The sequence below is a fragment of the Steroidobacter flavus genome (assembly GCF_042651805.1).
Classification (GTDB): Bacteria; Pseudomonadota; Gammaproteobacteria; order Steroidobacterales; family Steroidobacteraceae; genus Steroidobacter; species Steroidobacter flavus.
Window position 1 is genome coordinate 1 of sequence record NZ_JBHSDU010000006.1, and the last position, 16,934, is coordinate 16,934.

General features: G+C 62.1%; 13 protein-coding genes and 1 tRNA gene. All 14 read left to right on the forward strand.

Annotation, left to right across the window (positions count from 1 at the left end; genetic code table 11):
- Positions 1-109 (forward strand): EF-Tu C-terminal domain-related protein (locus ACFPN2_RS21280; protein WP_465270389.1); only part of this gene is annotated, 109 nt, incomplete at its 5' end.
- 144 nt (positions 110-253) lie between these two features.
- Positions 254-329 (forward strand) — tRNA-Trp (locus ACFPN2_RS21285).
- 17 nt (positions 330-346) lie between these two features.
- Positions 347-724 carry a preprotein translocase subunit SecE gene (gene secE, locus ACFPN2_RS21290; RefSeq protein ID WP_129775252.1) on the forward strand — a complete coding sequence of 126 codons (378 nt, stop codon included), beginning with the start codon at positions 347-349 and terminating at the stop codon, positions 722-724.
- Position 725: 1 nt separating this feature from the next.
- Positions 726-1,259 carry a transcription termination/antitermination protein NusG gene (gene nusG, locus ACFPN2_RS21295; protein WP_116808912.1) on the forward strand — a complete coding sequence of 178 codons (534 nt, stop codon included), beginning with the start codon at positions 726-728 and terminating at the stop codon, positions 1,257-1,259.
- A 92-nt stretch (positions 1,260-1,351) separates the two neighbouring features.
- A complete protein-coding gene (gene rplK, locus ACFPN2_RS21300; RefSeq protein ID WP_129644587.1) occupies positions 1,352-1,783 on the forward strand; it encodes a 50S ribosomal protein L11 in 432 nt (143 codons plus the stop codon).
- A gap of 1 nt (position 1,784) precedes the next feature.
- Positions 1,785-2,480, forward strand: coding sequence for a 50S ribosomal protein L1 (gene rplA / locus ACFPN2_RS21305; RefSeq protein ID WP_380600352.1), 696 nt, complete (start codon positions 1,785-1,787; stop codon positions 2,478-2,480).
- Between the two features lie 284 nt (positions 2,481-2,764).
- Positions 2,765-3,295 (forward strand): 50S ribosomal protein L10, encoded by a 531-nt coding sequence (rplJ, locus tag ACFPN2_RS21310; RefSeq protein ID WP_380600354.1) that lies wholly within the window; start codon positions 2,765-2,767, stop codon positions 3,293-3,295.
- Positions 3,296-3,349: 54 nt separating this feature from the next.
- Positions 3,350-3,736: a 50S ribosomal protein L7/L12 gene (rplL, locus tag ACFPN2_RS21315; RefSeq protein ID WP_380600356.1), complete on the forward strand. Its 387-nt coding sequence runs from the start codon at positions 3,350-3,352 to the stop codon at positions 3,734-3,736.
- 180 nt (positions 3,737-3,916) lie between these two features.
- Complete coding sequence (gene rpoB / locus ACFPN2_RS21320) at positions 3,917-8,080, forward strand: DNA-directed RNA polymerase subunit beta (protein ID WP_380600358.1); 4,164 nt, start codon at positions 3,917-3,919, stop codon at positions 8,078-8,080.
- A gap of 137 nt (positions 8,081-8,217) precedes the next feature.
- Entirely contained in the window at positions 8,218-12,423 is a 4,206-nt protein-coding gene (gene rpoC, locus ACFPN2_RS21325) for a DNA-directed RNA polymerase subunit beta' (RefSeq protein ID WP_380600360.1), read from the forward strand.
- 211 nt (positions 12,424-12,634) lie between these two features.
- Entirely contained in the window at positions 12,635-13,009 is a 375-nt protein-coding gene (gene rpsL, locus ACFPN2_RS21330) for a 30S ribosomal protein S12 (protein WP_129644597.1), read from the forward strand.
- Positions 13,010-13,049: 40 nt separating this feature from the next.
- Complete coding sequence (gene rpsG, locus ACFPN2_RS21335; RefSeq protein ID WP_380600362.1) at positions 13,050-13,529, forward strand: 30S ribosomal protein S7; 480 nt, start codon at positions 13,050-13,052, stop codon at positions 13,527-13,529.
- A gap of 65 nt (positions 13,530-13,594) precedes the next feature.
- Positions 13,595-15,685 (forward strand): elongation factor G, encoded by a 2,091-nt coding sequence (gene fusA / locus ACFPN2_RS21340; RefSeq protein WP_380600364.1) that lies wholly within the window; start codon positions 13,595-13,597, stop codon positions 15,683-15,685.
- A gap of 67 nt (positions 15,686-15,752) precedes the next feature.
- On the forward strand, positions 15,753-16,934 hold a 1,182-nt coding region (gene tuf, locus ACFPN2_RS21345), incomplete at its 3' end, for an elongation factor Tu (RefSeq protein WP_380600366.1).

A 16,934-nucleotide genomic window follows, 5' to 3' on the forward strand; every position in this document is an offset into this window, starting at 1 on the left:
GGTGGTGGAGCTGATTGCGCCGATCGCGATGGAAGAAGGCCTGCGCTTCGCCATCCGTGAAGGCGGCAAGACGGTCGGCGCCGGCGTCGTCGCCAAGATCCTCAAGTAAGTCAGTCATTCCCGCCGGCGGCTGCTAAAGTCGCCGGCCGGGTTGTAGGTTCGAGCGGGCTACGCCCGCAGTATCACGGGTTCGCGCGGTGGCGTTGATAGCCGTCGGTTGGAAGCTAACCCGCTTATATATTTGTAAGGTCTTAGGCCAGTAGCTCAATTGGCAGAGCGGCGGTCTCCAAAACCGCAGGTTGGGGGTTCGATTCCCTCCTGGCCTGCCAGACATGCGCAGTGAGAAATGACTGACCAAGTACAGGAAAACGCCACAGCGTTGGACGCGCTGAAGCTCGCTGCGGGCGTCGTCATTCTGGCGGCGGGCATCGCGGGCTTCTATTTGCTGTCCGACCTGCCGATCTGGCTGCGTTGGATCATCGTGCTGGCGTCGCTGGTGGTGGGCGCGCTGGTCAGCCTGCAGTCATATCAAGGCAAGACGTTCTGGCAGTTCGTGCAGAGCTCGCGCGTCGAGCTTCGCAAGGTGGTCTGGCCGAGCACGCAGGAGACCTGGCAGGTCACCCTGGTGGTGTTCGTCATGATCGTCGTGCTCGGTTTGTTTTTCTGGGGCGTGGACACGCTGCTCGGCTTCCTCACGAAGTGGCTGACCGGGCGCGGAGGTTGACATGGCTTTGCGTTGGTACGTCGTGCACGCCTATTCCAACTTCGAGCATCGCGTTGCCGAGGGCTTGAAGGACCGCATCAAGATGCAGGGCTTGCAAGACAAGTTCGGCGAGATCCTGGTGCCGACCGAAGAAGTGGTCGAGATGCGCGACGGTCAGAAGCGCAAGAGCGAGCGCAAGTTCTATCCCGGCTACGTGCTGGTGCAGATGGAGATGGACGAAGCGACCTGGCACCTCGTGAAGGAAGTGCCCAAGGTGCTCGGCTTCATCGGCGGCACGCCGGAAAAGCCCGCGCCCATCACCGAGAAGGAAGCGATGAGCATCCTCCGGCGCGTGGAAGAAGGCATCGACAAGCCGAAGCCCAAAGTGCTGTTCGAGCCCGGCGAAGTGGTGCGCGTCATCGACGGCCCCTTCAACGACTTCAACGGCGTGGTCGAGTCGGTCAATTACGAAAAGAACCGCCTGCAAGTGGCGGTGCAGATCCTCGGTCGCTCGACGCCCGTGGAGCTGGATTTCAGTCAGGTCGAGAAGGCCTGACGATGGGTTGGAGCGCGCTTTAAGCACGCTTCAGGTTGAAAACTACGATGGGGAGCTGCTCGTAAGAGTGGCGTTTGCACCCGGAGAGCATCATGGCCAAGAAAGTCACTGGCTATATCAAACTGCAGATTCCTGCAGGCCAGGCGAACCCGAGCCCGCCGGTCGGTCCGGCGCTGGGTCAGCAGGGCGTCAACATCATGGAATTCTGCAAAGCGTTCAACGCGCAGACGCAGAGCTTGGAAAAGGGTCTGCCGACCCCAGTTGTGATCACGGTCTACAGCGATCGCAGCTTCACCTTCATTCTCAAGACGCCGCCGGCGTCGGTGCTGATCCGCAAGGCCATCGGCATTGAGAAAGGTAGTGGCGCGCCCAATACCAACAAGGTCGGCAAGATCAGCCGCAAACAGCTCGAAGACGTCGCCAAGATCAAGCAGCCGGATTTGACGGCCGCGGATCTGGAAGCAGCTGTCCGCACTGTCGCGGGCACTGCGCGCAGCATGGGCGTTGACGTGGAGGGCGTGTGACATGCCATTCGTAGCTAAGCGTTTGAAGGCCTGGGCGGGCAAGATCGAGCCGGGCAAGGTGTATCCGATCGATGTGGCCCTGGGCCTGGTGCAGGAATTCGCCAAGGCGAAGTTCGCCGAGTCCGTCGACGTGGCCGTGAACCTCGGTATCGATGCCTCGAAGTCGGACCAGCAGGTCCGTGGCTCGACGGTGATGCCGAACGGTATCGGTAAGACGGTGCGTGTCGCCGTGTTCACGTCCGGCAAGAACCAGGATGCGGCCCGCGCCGCCGGCGCCGACATCGTCGGCCTCGAAGACCTGGCCGAGAAGGTGAAGGCCGGTCAGATGGATTTCGACGTGGTGGTCGCTTCTCCGGATGCGATGCGCGTGGTCGGTCAGCTCGGTCAGATCCTCGGTCCTCGCGGCCTGATGCCGAACCCGAAGGTCGGCACCGTGACCCCGAACGTCGCTGACGCCGTGAAGAACGCCAAGGCCGGTCAGGTGCGTTACCGCTCCGACAAGGCCGGTGTCGTTCATTGCACGATCGGCAAGGCGAACTTCGAGCCGGCCAAGCTCAAGGAAAACCTGCACGCGTTGCTGGCGGACCTGCAGAAGGCCAAGCCCGCCGCCGCCAAGGGCATCTATCTGAAGAAGATCTCCGTGTCTTCGACGATGGGGCCGGGCGTGCCGGTCGAACAGTCGTCGCTCTCGCTGTAATTGTTGTTTCTAGCGGGCACTCACCTCGGTGGGTGCTCGCTGTCGATTGATGAAGCCGGCCGCAAGGTCGGTCACATCGAAGACCGCAGGCGGAATGTGAGTTCCTTAATGAGGCCTGCGCAGATGGTGTTACCCGAATCGGAGCTCACGGCCGCAAGGCATGTGATTCCCCGCTGAAGGGCGCCGTCAGGTCGTACTTCCTCGCAAGTGGAAAAGGCGACCAGGGTGGATGCGAAAGGAGGCGCATCCGTTCGTGTTAACGCTCTTCACGCCAGGAGGAAATCATGGCGCTCAGACTCGATGACAAGAAGGCGCTGGTAGCCGAAGTCGCCGCGGTAGCTGCAACAGCGCAGTCCGTGGTGGCCGCGGAATACCGCGGGCTGAAGGTTTCGCAGATGACTGAACTGCGGACCAAGGCTCGTAAATCCGGTGTCTACCTGCGAGTGGTGAAGAACACGTTGGCCCGCAAGGCTATCGCCGGCACTCAGTTCGAAGTGGTCGGCAAGAGCCTGAAAGGCCCGCTGGTTCTCGCGTTCTCGAAGGAAGATCCGGGTGCGGCTGCCCGACTGGTCAAGGACTTCGCAAAGGCAAACGACAAGCTGGTGCCGACCGTAGTGTCGCTCGGCGGTGCGTTGCTCACGCCGAAGGACCTGGACCGTGTCGCCAGCCTGCCGACGATCGAAGCGGCCCGCGCAACCCTGTTGGGATTGCTGCAGACCCCGCTCGGTCAGCTGGTCCGCACCGTCAACGAACCGCACGCTCAGCTCGTGCGTGTGTTGGCTGCGCACAAGGACAAGCTCGGCGCGACCGCTTAAGCGGCCAGCCCGATTCGATTACGGTTACATCATCTAAATTTTGGAGTTTTCAACATGGCTATTTCGAAGGAAGAACTGATCGACGCGTTGTCCAACCTGAAGGTGTTGGAAGTGGTCGACCTGGTCAAGGCGCTGGAAGAGAAGTGGGGCGTGAGCGCCGCTGCTGCCGTCGCCGTTGCTGCGGCTCCCGCGGGTGGCGGCGGTGCCGCTGCTCCGGCTGCCGAAGAGAAGACCGAGTTCACCGTGACCATGACCAGCTTCGGCGCCAACAAGGTCGGCGTCATCAAGGTCATCCGCGAGATCACCGGCCTGGGCTTGAAGGAAGCCAAGGACCTGGTCGAAGGCGTGCCCTCGGTGGTCAAGGACGGCGTGCCGAAGGCCGACGCGGACTCGATCAAGAAGAAGCTGGAAGAGGCCGGCGCCGCTGCGGAGATCAAGTAATCTCGTTCGCGGAGTTTTGTTGAGCGTACTTTTACCGGTACCTGGAAGGCGCGGCGGCGGAGCGAGCTCTGTCCGCCGTGCTTTCCTATTGTCTTTTGTGGCGGCGACCCAACGTCGGGTGGCCCCCACGTTTGATTTCGAAGCCCTGAACTCTCTATCAGATTCAGAAGGGTGATCCAGATGGCCTATTCGTTCACCGAGAAGAAGCGTATCCGTAAGGACTTCGGCAAGCGGGAGAGCATCCTTGAGGTGCCTTACCTGCTGGCGATTCAGCTCGACTCGTACCGCAAGTTCCTACAAGCCGATGCGCCCGAGATGGCTCGGGCCGACGCTGGCCTGCACGCTGCGTTCAAGAGCGTGTTCCCGATCACCAGCTATTCCGGCAACGCCATTCTCGAATACGTCAGTTATCGCCTCGGCGATCCGGTATTCGATGTGAAGGAGTGCCAGATGCGCGGCCTCACCTACGCAGCCCCGCTGCGAGTGAAGGTACGCCTGGTTGTTTACGATAAAGAGACATCGACCCCGACCAAGAAGACGGTCAAGGACATCCGCGAGCAGGAAGTCTATCTGGGCGAAATGCCTCTGATGACCGACAACGGTACGTTCGTCGTGAACGGCACCGAGCGCGTCATTGTGTCCCAGCTGCACCGTTCGCCGGGCGTGTTCTTCGATCACGACCGCGGCAAGACTCACAGCTCGGGCAAGCTGCTGTTTTCCGCGCGCATCATTCCTTATCGCGGCTCGTGGCTCGATTTCGAGTTCGACCCGAAGGACTGCGTGTTCGCGCGTATCGACCGCCGCCGCAAGCTGCCGGTCACCATCATCCTGCGCGCTCTCGGCTACACCGAAGAGCAGATGCTGGACATGTTCTTCGACAAGAACACCTATCACCTGTCCAAGAACAAGATCGAGTTCGAATTGATCCCGGCGCGTCTGCGCGGCGAGACCGCGACCTTCACCATCAAGGTCGGCGATGAAGTCATCGTCGAGGAAGGCCGCCGTGTGACCGCGCGTCACGTGCGTCAGCTCGAGCAGAAGAACATCTCCCGCCTGGAAGTGCCGAAGGAATACCTGATCGGCAAGATCCTGGCGCACGACGTGTTCAACACTGAGACCGGCGAGATCCTGGCCAAGGCCAACGAGATCCTGACCGTCACTGTGGTCGACAAGCTGATCGAAGCCGGCGTCACGGAAATCCGTGCGCTGTACGTGAACGATCTGGATCGCGGCCCGTACATCTCCGACACGCTGCGCATCGATCCGACCCGCACTCGCCTCGAGGCGCTGGTCGAGATCTATCGCATGATGCGTCCGGGCGAGCCGCCGACCAAGGATGCGGCCGAGAACCTGTTCCAGAACCTGTTCTTCAATGCCGAGCGCTACGACCTGTCGGCCGTGGGCCGCATGAAGTTCAACCGTCGCGTGCATCGTGAAGAGATCGTCGGCCCGGGCATCCTGTACGACGCCGCGCATTTCTCGAAGCGCACCGATGAGTTCTCCAAGGAGCTCACCGAGAAGTACACCGACACCTCGGACATCATCGCGGTCATCAAGGAGCTGTGCGACATCCGCAACGGCAACGGCCAGGTCGACGACATCGATCACCTGGGCAACCGTCGCGTGCGCTCGGTCGGCGAAATGGCGGAGAACGCCTTCCGCATCGGCCTGGTGCGCGTCGAGCGCGCCGTGAAGGAGCGTCTGACGCTCGCCGAGTCCGAAGGCTTGATGCCGCAGGAAATGATCAACGCCAAGCCCGTGGCTGCGGCGGTGAAAGAGTTCTTCGGCTCGTCTCAGCTTTCCCAGTTCATGGATCAGAACAATCCGTTGTCAGAGGTCACGCATAAGCGCCGTGTCTCTGCGCTCGGCCCAGGCGGCCTGACGCGCGAACGCGCCGGCTTCGAAGTGCGCGACGTGCATCCGACGCACTATGGCCGCGTGTGCCCGATCGAAACCCCTGAAGGTCCGAACATCGGTCTGATCAACTCGTTGTCCGTGTACGCGCGTACCAACGACTACGGCTTCCTCGAGACGCCGTATCGCAAGGTCGTGGACGGCAAGGTCACCGAAGAGATCGACTACCTGTCGGCCATCGAAGAGAGCCAGTACGTGATCGCGCAGGCGAACGCGACCCTGAGCGACAAGTCCGAATTCGTCGACGACCTGGTGTCGTGCCGTCACTTGAACGAGTTCATGCTGTCCTCGCCCGACAAGATTCAGTACATGGACGTGTCGCCGAAGCAGATCGTGTCGGTGGCCGCCTCGCTGATTCCGTTCCTCGAGCACGACGACGCGAACCGCGCGTTGATGGGCTCGAACATGCAACGTCAGGCTGTGCCGACGCTGCGTGCCGAGACGCCGCTGGTCGGCACCGGCATGGAGCGCGCTGTGGCGATCGACTCCGGCGTGACCGTGGTCGCGCGTCGCGGTGGCGTGATCGACTCGGTCGACGCGTCGCGTATCGTCGTTCGTGTGCACGATGCTGAAACGTCGGCTTCGGAAGCCGGCGTCGACATCTACTCGATGACCAAGTACACGCGTTCCAACCAGAACACCTGTATCAACCAGCGTCCGCTGGTGAAGGCGGGTGACGTGATCGCGCGCGGCGACGTGCTGGCTGACGGCCCGTCCACCAACCTGGGCGAGCTGGCGCTGGGCCAGAACCTGCTGGTCGCGTTCATGCCCTGGAACGGCTACAACTTCGAAGACTCGATCCTGATCTCGGAGCGTGTCGTCCATGACGATCGCTTCACGACGATTCATATCGAAGAGCTCACTTGCGTCGCTCGCGACACCAAGCTGGGTCCCGAAGAAATCACGGCCGACATTCCGAACGTCGGCGACATCGCGCTGGCCAAGCTCGATGAAGCCGGTATCGCGTTCATCGGCGCCGAAGTGAAGGCGGGCGACATTCTGGTCGGTAAGGTCACGCCGAAGGGCGAGACCCAGCTGACGCCGGAAGAGAAGCTGCTGCGCGCCATCTTCGGTGAGAAGGCGTCCGACGTTAAGGACACCTCGCTGCGCGTGCCTCCGGGCATGGACGGCACCGTGATCGACGTGCGCGTGTTCACGCGCGACGGCGTCGAGAAGGACAGCCGTGCGTTGTCGATCGAGAAGTCGGAGCTGGAGAAGGTTCGCAAGGACCTGGAAGACCAGCGCCGTATTCTCGAAGACGACTTGTTCCAGCGTATCCAGGCCGTGTTGCTCGGCAAGCCTGCTTCGGCGGGCCCGCAGAAGCTCAAGGCCGGCACCATCCTCGACGAGACTTATCTCTCCAGCATGCCGCGCGAGCAGTGGCTGGAAATTCGTCTGCAGGACGATGAAGAGAACGCCGCGGTCGAACGCGCCGCCGAGCGCTTGAAGGCTCAGCGTAAGGAGTTCGAGAAGCGCTTCGATGAGAAGCGCGCCAAGATCACCGCGGGCGACGATCTCGCTCCGGGCGTGCTGAAGATGGTCAAGGTGTACCTGGCCGTGAAGCGCCGCGTGCAGCCGGGCGACAAGATGGCCGGCCGCCACGGTAACAAGGGTGTCGTGTCCACGATCATCCCGGTCGAAGACATGCCGTTCGATGAGCACGGTACGCCGGTCGACATCGTGCTGAACCCGCTGGGCGTGCCTTCGCGTATGAACATCGGTCAGATCCTCGAGACGCACTTGGGCTGGGCCGCCAAGGGCATCGGCCACAAGATCGGTCGCATGCTCGACAGCATGGCTGCCGAGCGCGCCACGCAGATCCGCAGCTTCCTCGATGAGGTCTACAACAAGTCGGGCGGCCAGAAGGCGGACATCGCTTCGCTGACCGACGACGAAGTGATCGCATTGGCAGGCAACCTGCGTCACGGCGTGCCGATGGCGACGCCGGTGTTCGACGGCGCGGCCGAAGAGGAAATCAAGCGCATGCTGGAGCTGGCGGATCTGCCGGCCAGCGGTCAGACGACGCTGTTCGACGGTCGTACCGGCGAGCGCTTCGAGCGTCAGGTGACGGTGGGCTACATGTATATGTTGAAGCTCAACCACCTGGTCGACGACAAGATGCACGCCCGCTCGACCGGTCCGTACTCGCTGGTCACACAGCAGCCGCTGGGTGGTAAGGCGCAGTTCGGCGGTCAGCGCTTCGGCGAAATGGAAGTCTGGGCGCTGGAGGCGTATGGCGCCTCGTACACGCTGCAGGAAATGTTGACCGTCAAGTCCGACGACGTGAACGGTCGCACGCAGATGTACAAGGCCATCGTTGACGGCAACCACGAGATGAAGGCCGGCATGCCCGAGTCCTTCAACGTGCTGGTGAAAGAAATCCGTTCGCTGGGCATCAACATGGAGCTGGAGCAGGAGAGCGACAAATGATGGTTAGCGCCACATTCGTTACGCCCAACTCGCTTCACACAGAAGTAGCGTTGATTGACATGGTCTTGCGGGCATCGAGTGCTTCCCCGTCAGGGGAGTCGATGCGCCCGGCTCGAACCTAACGCCTTAGGTGACACATGAAAGATTTGCTAAAGCTCTTTAAGCAGCACACTCCGGTCGAGAATTTCGATTCGATCCGGATTGGCCTGGCTTCGCCTGAAATGATCCGCTCGTGGTCGTTCGGCGAAGTGAAGAAGCCGGAAACCATCAACTACCGTACGTTCAAGCCGGAACGTGACGGCCTGTTCTGCGCCAAGATCTTCGGACCGGTGAAGGACTACGAGTGCTTGTGCGGTAAGTACAAGCGCCTGAAGCATCGCGGCGTGGTCTGCGAAAAGTGCGGCGTCGAAGTGACCCAGTCCAAGGTGCGCCGTGAGCGCATGGGCCACATCGAGCTCGCGAGCCCGACTGCCCACATCTGGTTCCTGAAGTCGCTGCCGTCGCGCATCGGTTTGATGCTCGACATGACGCTGCGTGAAATCGAGCGCGTGCTGTATTTCGAAGCGTTCGTGGTGATCGAGCCGGGCATGACCCAGCTGCAGCGCGGTCAGTTGCTGACCGACGAAATGTATCTGGAAGCCATCGAACAGCACGGCGACGAGTTCGACGCCCGCATGGGTGCCGAAGCCGTGTACGAGCTGTTGAAGTCGCTGGACCTGCAGCAGGAAGTGCTCAAGGTTCGCGAAGAGATCCTCGGCACCAACTCTGAAACCAAGATCAAGCGCCTCACCAAGCGCCTGAAGCTGCTCGAGTCGTTCATCGAGTCCGGTAACAAGCCGGAGTGGATGGTCATGACCGTGCTGCCGGTGCTGCCGCCGGATCTGCGTCCGCTGGTGCCGCTGGACGGCGGCCGCTTCGCGACGTCCGATCTGAACGATCTGTATCGCCGCGTCATCAACCGTAACAACCGCCTGCGCCGACTGCTCGAGTTGAACGCGCCGGACATCATCGTGCGCAACGAAAAGCGCATGTTGCAGGAAGCGGTGGATGCGCTGCTCGACAACGGCCGTCGCGGTCGCGCCATCACCGGCACGAACAAGCGTCCGCTGAAGTCGCTGGCCGACATGATCAAGGGCAAGCAGGGCCGCTTCCGTCAGAACCTGCTCGGCAAGCGCGTCGACTACTCCGGTCGTTCCGTGATCGTGGTGGGCCCGACCCTGCGCCTGCATCAGTGCGGTCTGCCGAAGAAGATGGCGCTCGAGCTGTTCAAGCCCTTCATCTTCTCCAAGCTGCAGCTGCGTGGCGAAGCTTCGACCATCAAGGCCGCCAAGCGCATGGTGGAGCGTGAAGGTCCGGAAGTGTGGGACATTCTCGAAGAAGTCATTCGCGAACATCCCGTGCTGTTGAACCGCGCGCCGACCCTGCACCGTCTGGGCATTCAGGCGTTCGAGCCGGTGCTGATCGAAGGTAAGGCGATCCAGCTGCATCCGCTGGTCTGTACCGCGTTCAACGCCGACTTCGACGGCGACCAGATGGCCGTACACGTGCCGTTGTCGTTGGAAGCGCAGCTCGAAGCCCGCGCTCTGATGATGTCGTCGAACAACATTCTGTCGCCCGCCAACGGCGACCCGATCATCGTGCCGTCGCAAGACGTGGTGCTCGGTCTGTACTACATGACCCGCGAGCGCGTGAATGCGAAGGGCGAGGGCATGCTGTTCACCGACGTGCAGGAAGTGCATCGCGCCTATGAGAGCCGCCATGCCGACCTGCAGGCCAAGGTGAAGGTGCGCATCACCGAGTACGTCAAGAACGAAGAGGGCACCGGTCATCGTCCGAAGACCCGCGTCGTCGATACGACCGTGGGCCGTTCGTTGCTGTCCGAGATCCTGCCGAAGGGCATGTCGTTCGATGTCGTGAACCGCGACATGACCAAGAAGGCCATCTCGGGCGTCATCAACCTCTGCTATCGCAGCGTCGGCTTGAAGGAAGCCGTCGTGTTCGCCGACCAGCTGATGTACACGGGCTTCGCGTACGCGACGCGCGCCGGTGTGTCGATCGGCGTCGACGACATGGTCGTGCCTCAGCAGAAGGGCCGCATCCTCGGTGGCGCCGAGCGTGAAGTGAAGGAGATTCAGGAGCAGTACGCTTCGGGTCTCGTCACCAACGGCGAGCGCTACAACAAGGTGGTCGATATCTGGTCGCGCACCAACGACCAGGTGGCCAAGGCCATGATGGACAAGCTCGGCGTCGAAGACGTCGTGAACTCCAAGGGCCAGACGGTCACGCAGAAGTCGTTCAACTCGATTTACATGATGGCCGACTCGGGCGCCCGCGGTAGCGCGGCCCAGATTCGTCAGCTCGCCGGTATGCGCGGCCTGATGGCCAAGCCGGACGGCTCCATCATCGAAACGCCCATCACGGCGAACTTCCGTGAAGGCTTGAACGCCATGCAGTACTTCATCTCGACGCACGGCGCTCGTAAGGGTCTGGCCGACACCGCGTTGAAGACCGCGAACTCCGGTTACCTGACCCGTCGTCTGGTCGACGTGGCGCAGGACCTGGTGGTCACGGAAGAGGACTGCGGTACCTCGAACGGCCTGACCATGGCTCCGATCGTCGAAGGCGGCGACGTGGTCGAAGGTCTGGGCGAGCGCGTGCTGGGTCGCGTGGCTGCCGAAGACGTGATGAAGCCGAACGGCGAATCGGTGGTCGTGGCCGCCGGCACGCTGATCGACGAAAAGCTGGTCAAGCTGCTCGAAGCCGAAGGCGTCGACCAGGTGAAGGTGCGTTCGCCCATCGCCTGCGAAATCCGCTACGGCGTGTGCGCGCAGTGCTATGGCCGCGACCTCGCGCGTGGTCATCGCATCAACATGGGTGAAGCGGTCGGCGTCATCGCCGCGCAGTCCATCGGTGAGCCGGGCACGCAGCTGACGATGCGTACGTTCCACATCGGTGGCGCGGCGTCTCGAGCGGCTGCCGCGAACTCCGTGGAAACGAAGGGCAAGGGCACCGCGCGTCTGCATAACCTGAAGACCGTGCACCACGAGAAGGGCCACTGGGTCGCGACCTCGCGCTCCGGTGAGTTCGGCGTGATCGACGAGTTCGGTCGCGAGCGTGAGCGTTACAAGATCCCGTACGGCGCCGTGATCACGGTGAAGGACGGCGATCCGATCGAGCCGGGTCAGATCGTGGCGACCTGGGATCCGCACACCCACCCGGTCGTGACCGAAGTGGCGGGTTTCATCAAGTTCCAGGACTTCATCGACGGCGTGACCGTGCAGAGCCAGGTCGACGAAGTGACCGGCCTGTCCAGCACCGTCGTGATGGATCCGAAGCAGCGCAGCTCGGGCGGCAAGGACCTGCGTCCGGTCGTGCGACTGGTCAATGCCAAGGGCAAGGAAGTCACCTTCGCCAACACCGACATTCCGGCCGTGTACGCGCTGCCGACTGGCGCAATTGTCAGTCTGGAAGACGGAGCGAAAGTATCAGTTGGTGATGTTATCGCGCGTATCCCGCAAGAGTCGTCGAAGACCCGTGACATCACCGGCGGTCTGCCGCGCGTCGCGGACTTGTTCGAAGCCCGCAAGCCGAAGGACTCAGCGATCCTCGCCGAGTACTCGGGCACCGTGAGCTACGGCAAGGAGACCAAGGGCAAGCGCCGCTTGATCATCACCGACGAGCAGGGCGAGAAGCACGAGGAGCTGATTCCGAAGTGGCGTCACCTGAACGTGTTCGAAGGCGAGCAGGTGGAGCGCGGCGAAGTGATCGCCGACGGCGAGCCGAACCCGCACGACATCCTGCGCTTGCAGGGCGTGGAGTCGCTGGCCAACTACCTGGTCCGCGAAATCCAGGACGTGTACCGGCTGCAGGGCGTGAAGATCAACGACAAGCACATTGAAGTGATCATCCGCCAGATGCTGCGTAAGGTCGAAATCGCCCATGCGGGCGACACCGTCCTGTTGCGCGGCGAGCAGCTGGACCGCGCCCGCGTGACGGACGTGAACGAGCGGATCGAGGAGCAGGGCAAGATTCCCGCGCGCCTCGAGCCGGTGCTGCTGGGTATCACCAAGGCGTCGCTGGCGACCGAGTCGTTCATCTCCGCGGCCTCCTTCCAGGAGACCACCCGCGTGTTGACCGAAGCGGCCGTACGCGGCCTGAAGGACGACCTGCGTGGCTTGAAGGAGAACGTCATCGTCGGCCGGCTCATCCCGGCAGGCACGGGCTCGTTCTTCCACTCGCGTCGTCGTCGCCGGGATTCCGGCACGGGCCGCGGCTTCATGGATATGGGCGGCGGTGGGGTGGATACCGAGGAATCGGCGGAGGCCTCGTCCGACGCGGAGTAAGGAATCGGCAGGGGGAAGGGCAACCTTCCCCCTGGAACCCCTCGTGTCGGGCCTCTAAGCCGTTGACACATCAGGGTCACGTTCCTACAATCCCGCGCCTTTGATTTGGCCGGCGTCGACGTATCCTCCGCCCGCCAGTCACCCGAATTTAGTCAGGCCGCCTTAGCGAACAGCTAGGCGGCTTCGTGTTCTCTTTAGGAATCATTAGGTTATGGCCAGTATCAGTCAGCTCGTCCGTAAGCCGCGCACTTCGCCGAATTACAAGACGAAGGTACCTGCGCTCGCTGCCTGCCCGCAGAAGCGCGGGGTTTGCACGCGCGTGTACACGACGACGCCGAAAAAGCCGAACTCCGCCCTGCGTAAGGTCGCCAAGGTGCGCCTGACCAACGGCTTCGAGGTCATCAGCTACATCGGCGGCGAAGGCCACAACCTGCAGGAACACTCGGTGGTGCTGATCCGCGGCGGTCGTGTGAAAGACCTCCCCGGTGTGCGCTATCACACGGTGCGCGGCACTCTGGACTGCGCGGGCGTCAACGACCGCCGTCAGGGCCGTTCGAAGTACGGCGCGAAGCGCCCGAAGAAATAACCGGCGCCACCCCTAAAACCTATTTTTAAGGTAGTACCTCATGTCTCGTAGAGCCTCGGCCCCGACCCGCACGATTCTTCCCGATCCGCGCTTCAACAGCCTGCTGCTGGCCAAGTTCGTCAACATGGTCATGGAGCGCGGCAAGAAGTCGGTCGCGGAAAAGATCGTGTACGGCGCGGTCGATCGCATCACCGAGAAGACCGGCAAGGCGAACGAGCAGTCGATCGAGCTGCTGTCCCAGGCCCTCGACAACGTCAAGCCGACGGTCGAAGTGAAGAGCCGCCGCGTCGGCGGTGCCACCTACCAGGTGCCCGTTGAAGTCCGTTCGGCCCGCCGCCAGACATTGGCCATGCGCTGGGTGATCGAAGCCGCTCAGGCGCGCAGCGAGAAGTCGATGTCGCAGCGTCTCGCCGCCGAGCTGCTGGATGCTTCTGAAAACCGTGGTTCGGCCGTGCGCAAGCGTGAAGACACGCACCGTATGGCGGAAGCGAACAAGGCGTTCGCTCACTACCGCTGGTAAGCGTGGAGTGCGGTCAATGAACGTCGCCCTCCGCGACTCGTTAACCGCAACCTGCAAGAGACCTCATGTCACGTACTACGCCCATCGAACGCTATCGGAACATCGGCATCTCTGCCCACATTGACGCGGGCAAGACGACGACGACCGAGCGCATTCTTTTTTACACGGGCGTATCGCATAAGATCGGTGAAGTGCATGACGGCGCGGCCGTCATGGACTACATGGAACAGGAGCAAGAGCGCGGCATCACCATCACCGCCGCTGCCACGACCTGCTTCTGGAAGGGGATGGAGAACAACTTCCCCGAGCATCGCATCAACATCATCGACACCCCGGGCCACGTCGACTTCACCATCGAAGTCGAGCGCAGCCTGCGCGTGCTCGACAGTGCCGTAGCCGTGTTTTGCGCGGTTGCCGGCGTGCAGCCGCAGTCCGAAACGGTCTGGCGGCAGATGAACAAATACAAAGTGCCGCGCATCGCGTTCGTCAACAAGATGGACCGCGCCGGCGCCAATTTCCTGCGTTGTGTCGAGCAGATCCAGCAGCGCCTGCGTGGCGTGCCCGTGCCGATTCAGCTGCCGATCGGCGCTGAAGACAAATTCGTCGGCGTGGTCGATCTGATCCGCATGAAGGAAATCTGGTGGGACGACGCCACCCAGGGCACGCGCTTCGAATATCGCGACGTTCCCGAGGACATGCAGGAGCAGTGCGAGGAGTGGCGCGCCAAGATGATCGAGGCGGCCGCCGAAGCCAACGAGACCTTGCTCAACAAGTATCTCGAAAGCGGCACGCTCAGCGAACAGGAAATCATGCAGGGCCTGCGCGAGCGCTCGATCCGTAACGAGATCGTCGTTTGCATGTGCGGCTCGGCGTTCAAGAACAAAGGCGTGCAGGCCATGCTCGATGCCATCATCGAGTTCATGCCCTCGCCGGTGGAGATGCCCCCGGTCAAAGGCCTGCTGGCCGATGGCAAGGAAGGCACGCGCAAGGCCAGCGACGAGGAGCGGTTCTCGGCGCTCGCGTTCAAGATCCTCAACGATCCGTTCGTCGGCAACCTGACGTTCTTCCGCGTGTACTCCGGCGTACTCAACTCCGGCGACACCGTCAGCAACCCGGGCAAGGGCAAGAAGGAGCGCATCGGCCGCTTGCTCCAGATGCACGCCAACGAGCGTAGCGAGATCAAAGAAGTCCGCGCCGGCGACATCGCCGCGGCCGTGGGCTTGAAGGACGTGATCACGGGCGACACGCTGTGCGACCCCGATCACTCCATCCAGCTGGAAAAGATGGACTTTCCCGAGCCGGTGATCTCGGTCGCGGTCGAGCCCAAGACGCTCGCCGACCAGGAGAAGATGGGCATCGCCCTGCAGCGCCTGGCGAAGGAAGATCCCTCGTTCCGTCTGTCGAGCGATGCCGAGTCCGGTCAGACCATCATCGCCGGCATGGGCGAGCTGCACCTGGAAATCATCGTCGATCGCATGAAGCGCGAGTTCAAGGTGGAAGCGAACGTGGGCAAGCCCCAGGTCGCCTACCGCGAAACCATCCGCGCCAAGGTCGAGCAGGAAGGCAAGTTCGTGCGTCAGTCCGGCGGCCGCGGTCAGTACGGCCACGTGTGGATCACGCTCGAGCCGAACGAAGCCGGCAAGGGCTTCGAATTCGTCAATGGCATCGTCGGCGGTGCGATTCCGAAGGAATACATTCCGGCGGTCGAGAAGGGCATCCGCGAAGCAACCGCTAACGGCGTGCTCGCCGGTTATCCGGTCGTGGACGTGAAAGCGACCCTGTTCGACGGCTCGTATCACGACGTCGATTCGAACGAAATGGCGTTCAAGATCGCAGGCAGCATGGCCTTCAAGGACGCGATGTCCAATGCCAAGCCGGTGATCCTCGAGCCCATCATGAAAGTGGAAGTGGTGACGCCGGAAGATTATTACGGCGACATCGTGGGCGACCTGAACCGCCGTCGCGGTCAGATCGTCGGCATGGAAGATTCCATCTCCGGCAAGGTCGTGACGGCGGAAGTGCCGTTGGCCGAGATGTTCCAGTACTCCACGTCCATGCGCTCCATGAGCCAGGGCCGTGCCACGTACACGATGGAGTTCGCCAAGTACATGGAAGTGCCGACCAACGTCGCGAATGTGATTACCAAGAAGGGCTGACGCCTCGACAGTGCGCCAGCAACAGATAACGTCAGCTTTTTAAAGTTATAGATAGAGGAACGCCGCCGTGGCCAAAGAGAAATTTGAACGTACCAAACCGCACGTGAACGTAGGCACCATCGGCCACGTCGACCATGGCAAGACCACGTTGACGGCCGCGCTGACGAAGGTGATGGCTGAGAAGCACGGCGGTGAGTTCAAGGCGTACGACCAGATCGACAAGGCGCCCGAAGAGCGCGCTCGCGGTATCACGATCGCGACGGCGCACGTGGAGTACACCTCGGATGCGCGTCACTACGCGCACGTCGATTGCCCGGGCCACGCCGACTACGTGAAGAACATGATCACGGGCGCGGCGCAGATGGACGGCGCGATCCTGGTGTGTTCCGCCGCTGACGGCCCGATGCCGCAGACGCGCGAGCACATCCTGCTGGCCCGTCAGGTCGGCGTGCCGTACATCGTGGTGTTCCTGAACAAGGCCGACATGGTCGATGACGCCGAGCTCCTTGAGCTGGTCGAAATGGAAGTGCGCGAGCTGCTGTCGAAGTACGACTTCCCTGGCGACACGACCCCGATCGTGAAGGGTTCGGCGCTGAAGGCGCTGGAAGGCGATCAGAGCCCGATCGGCGTGCCGGCGGTGGTGCAGCTGGTGGCGGAAATGGACAAGTACATCCCGGTGCCGGAGCGTGCGATCGACGGCGCGTTCCTGATGCCGGTGGAAGACGTGTTCTCGATCTCCGGCCGCGGCACGGTGGTGACGGGTCGTATCGAGCGCGGCATCGTGAAGGTGAACGACGAAGTTGAAATCGTCGGCATCCGTCCGACGACCAAGACGACCTGCACGGGCGTGGAAATGTTCCGCAAGCTGCTGGATCAGGGCCAGGCCGGTGACAACGTCGGCGTGTTGCTCCGTGGCACGAAGCGCGAAGAAGTGGAGCGCGGCCAGGTGCTGTGCAAGCCGGGCTCGATCAAGCCGCACACGCAGTTCGAAGCTGAGGTGTACGTGCTGACGAAGGAAGAGGGCGGTCGTCATACGCCGTTCTTCAAGGGCTATCGTCCGCAGTTCTACTTCCGTACGACGGACGTGACGGGCGCGTGCGAGCTGCCGGAAGGCGTCGAGATGGTCATGCCTGGCGACAACATCAAGATGGTGGTGGAGCTGATTGCGCCGATCGCGATGGAAGAAGGCCTGCGCTTCGCCATCCGTGAAGGCGGCAAGACGGTCGGCGCCGGCGTCGTCGCCAAGATC